Annotated in this window: 3 protein-coding genes; 1 reads left to right on the forward strand and 2 read right to left on the reverse strand. The window is 36.7% G+C overall.

Annotated elements, in window-relative coordinates:
* Positions 1-249 precede the first annotated feature (249 nt).
* Both bioB and sppA read right to left on the reverse strand, forming a co-directional pair.
* On the reverse strand, positions 250-1,248 hold the full coding sequence (gene bioB, locus E1171_RS05750) for a biotin synthase BioB (RefSeq protein WP_155204971.1): 999 nt from the start codon (positions 1,246-1,248) through the stop codon (positions 250-252).
* A gap of 153 nt (positions 1,249-1,401) precedes the next feature.
* A complete protein-coding gene (gene sppA, locus E1171_RS05755) occupies positions 1,402-3,156 on the reverse strand; it encodes a signal peptide peptidase SppA (RefSeq protein ID WP_155204973.1) in 1,755 nt (584 codons plus the stop codon).
* 415 nt (positions 3,157-3,571) lie between these two features.
* On the opposite strand from sppA, the gene folK reads away from it, so the two are divergent.
* On the forward strand, positions 3,572-4,011 hold a 440-nt coding region (gene folK / locus E1171_RS05760), incomplete at its 3' end, for a 2-amino-4-hydroxy-6-hydroxymethyldihydropteridine diphosphokinase (protein ID WP_155204975.1).

Consider the following 4,011-nt stretch of genomic DNA (forward strand, 5'->3'; position numbering starts at 1 on the left):
ACCAGAATATAGATTGTTGGTACAAATTCTATGCCTTATTCAAACGAAAAAAAAGTAAATTAGTTATCTTTTTTTTGGGAGGTGATTTTTTTCTGTAAATAGTTCGAATTTTATTTAGAGGAGAATTTTGGATTATGATAGGAAGGGATGGATTATTAATGAGTGCTTATTTACTGAAAAGATGAAAAGCAAAAAGAAAAGACCACCTTTTTAAAGTGGTCTTCTGGAATTCAAAGTTTTATAACTTTATTAATGTTGAGGAATCTGCTCAAATTTAACAGCAGGGGCATTTTTAAAGGATTCTCTAGGTTTTAAATTTAGCGTTTGGAACATTTTTTTATCCAAATCTTCTTCAGGATTTGGGGTCGTTAATAACTTGTCTCCTGCAAAAATAGAGTTGGCACCTGCTAAAAAGCACAAAGCCTGCTCTTCCGTATTCATTCTAACTCTTCCCGCCGAAAGCCTTACCATAGCTTTTGGCATGATGATCCTGGCAGTTGCAATCATTCGAATCATTTCCCAAACCGACACTCTTTCTTGATCTTCTAGTGGAGTTCCTTCTACGGGTACTAAGGCATTAACAGGGACTGATTCAGGGTGTTCTGTCATATTAGCCAAGGTATGCAACATGCCGATGCGATCATTTTCAGATTCTCCCAATCCAATTATTCCTCCGGAACAAACGGAAATATTTGCTTTCCGGACATTATCGATGGTTTCTAGTCGGTCGTCATAAGTACGTGTAGAGATAATCTCCTCATAATGTTCCTCACTAGTATCTAGATTATGGTTATAAGCGTACAATCCGGCATCTTTTAATTTTTGAGCTTGTTCTTCGGTAAGCATGCCCAAAGTACAGCAAACTTCCATGCCCATTTCATTGACCCCTTTTACCATGTCTAGTACGCGGTCAAAATCACGGTTATTTCTTACTTCTCTCCATGCAGCACCCATACAAAATCGAGTGCTCCCAGCTTCTTTGGCATTGAGGGCAGCTTTAAGAACCTCTTCAGTAGGAAGAAGTTTTTCCACTTTAACATCCGTATGATATCGGGCGGCCTGAGGGCAATATGAACAGTCTTCCGGACATCCACCCGTTTTTACCGAAAGTAAAGTGCATACTTGTACTTCGTTAGGATCGTGGTTTTGTCTGTGCACACTGGCTCCCCTATAAATTAACTCCATGATTGGAGAATTATATATTTTGGCTATTTCCTCTCTTGTCCAGTTGTTTCTAATCTCGGTCATATTTCGGTGTTTAAGAAATAGATAGTTTTTTCTCCTAAAGCAGTAGTGACTAGGAATACCCTGTCTCTACAAAGCGTTTAATCAAGGTGTAAATATAGGAAGGCCTATAGGAATCTCAAAAACTATCTATTTCTTAAATGTTAATCTGGCAAATTATTGGATAATCAAATCAAAAGGTAATCTGGTTTGTAGGCCATCCATTTCTTTAATCTCTTCCAGGTGTTGGATGTAAGGAGCCATTTCACCATATTTTTCCATTCTTATTCGAGTTTCAAGGTCGGTGCTAAATTCTTCAAAAATTTGTTCAAATACACCTTTTTGTTTCGGGTAGTATCTTACTTTATAGTCATCCTCTACACCTGCTTTTTTTGCAGCGATGTTAATGGCATCCTCAAGTCCCCCTAATACATCCACTAGGCCGTTTGATAAAGCTTGTTCTCCCGACCAGACGCGTCCTGAAGCGACTTGTTTCAGTTTTTCTAAAGACATATTTCGGCCTTCAGCCGCTTTGGTGGTAAAGGCTTCGTATCCTTCCTCCACTGATTTTTGAATAACACTCTTTTCAAAGTCACTCAATGGCCGGGTGGCTGTCATGATATCAGAATATTTTCCGGTTTTTACTACATCTGTAGTGATGCCTAATTTATTATTCAAAAGTCCCTTTGCATTTACTATAATACCAAAAATTCCTATAGAACCGGTAATGGTATTGGGTTCTGCTACAATGGTATCACTAGCCATGGAAATATAATAACCTCCAGATGCTGCGTAATCTGACATGGAAGCAATTACTGGCTTTTCCTTTGTTGCCAATTTTACCTCTCGCCAAATTACATCGGAGGCCAGTGCACTACCTCCTGGTGAATTGACCCGTAGAACGATTGCTTTTATTTTTTTATCCTTTCTAGCTTTTCTAATGGCTGCCGCAAAGGTGTCGGAACCGATAGCATTCTCTCCTCCCTTACCAGAAACAATATTTCCGGAGGCAACAATTACGGCTATTCGATTAGCTGATACTTTTGTATTGGAATAGCTTTTCCTGTACTTTTTGTAAGTGACAGTTGGAATCTTTTCTTCTTGTTCTAGTTCCAGTTCTTGCCGAATAGCATCTTGTACTTCATCAAAATAGGCAAGTTGATCCACCAATTTGTAGGTTTTAGCATCTTTTGCATTTCTTACCAATAGATTTTCTGAGATGTTTTTTAACTCTTTGTTATTGATTTGCCGGCTGTTGGCAACATGTTTTAAATAAGTATTGTATAAAGAATTAATTAACGCAGTGGTTTGAATTCTGCTTGCTTCGCTCATGTCTTCCCGGATAAAAGGCTCTACGGCACTTTTGTAATCCCCCACACGAAATATTTGGGGCTCTAATTCCAACTTCTCAAGCGTTTTTTTAAAGAAAATATTCTCAGCTTTAAACCCATTAAATTCCAATAATCCACGTGGATTGAGAAAAACTTTGTCCGCAACAGAAGCTAGGAAATAGTCAGCTTCAGAAAAAGTTTCTCCATAGGCATAAATAAACTTTCCGGAGGATTTAAATTCCTGTAGGGATTTACGAATTTCTGAAAGACTGGAATAACCGGCTTGAATAGAACGAGGTTCCAGGAATATCCCTTCTATTTTATCATCATTTTTGGCATGTTCGATGGCTTCCATCAGCTGTATCAAACCAACCTTATTGTCTCCATCTGCCCAATATGGGAATTCTCCAAAAGGATCATCTTTTGTACGCTCCACAATTTGTTTGTCAAGCTTTAACTCCAGAACTGTATTTTCTTTTAATTTTACCTCTTCTTCTTTAGAAGCTGAGGAAATTATAATTATAAGCAACACCAAAGTTAATCCACTGAAAATGATCAGTCCGACTATAGTTGCTAAAACGATTTTAAAGAATCTTCCCATCTAATTATTTTTTTGGTCGGTTCACTATATTAAATACGTAAAAGTAGGACAAGGTTTATTTTTTGTTTCCAGATTAGCTTGTTTGCTATATTCTCTAGGAACCCCTTGGAAGTTTAATGCAAAAAAACAATGGAATAGGAATTAATAACCATTGTGATTTTACTAATATTTAAAGGGATATTAAACCATATTTTCTTAGAATAAGGGTTATTTTGCTTGCCCAAATTAAGTAAAATTAAAAAGATTTAAATAAAAATAGGGCCTAGGCTGCCTTTTTTGTATAAAATGGGCTGGAAAGCTATCATTATAAGTACAGAAAAACTTTTCCAGATTTGAGTAAGTAGGACTTTTTTTTTTGTGTAAAAAGGACTTTAAAGTTTTTATTTTGTTGAGGTTGAATTGATTATCAAAAGAAATGAGTGGTGTTTTTTTATTATTAGGAACTAATTTAGGAGATCGGGCTATCAATTTGAAAAAAGCCAGAACTTTTTTAGAGGACGAAGTTGGTTTATTAGTAAAGGTTTCTTCCATTTATGAAACGGCTGCATGGGGTGAAGAAAAGCAGCCAGCATTTTATAACCAGGTATTGGAGGTAAGTACTGACCTTAACCCAGAGGATTTATTAGATAAAGTGTTGGAAATAGAAAAGAAAATGGGAAGAGTTCGATTGAAAAAATGGGGGCAACGGTTAATTGACATTGATATATTGTATTATCAAAGCCAGTTGATTGATTCTCCTAAGTTAACTGTACCCCACCCATACCTTCACCTTAGACGATTTACGCTTATGCCGCTGACAGAAATTGCACCAAACTTTGTCCATCCTCTAATTAAAAAAGATTCTGCGACCTTACT

Source organism: Xanthovirga aplysinae (assembly GCF_009711365.1).
In the GTDB taxonomy this organism is placed as follows: Bacteria; Bacteroidota; Bacteroidia; order Cytophagales; family Cyclobacteriaceae; genus Xanthovirga; species Xanthovirga aplysinae.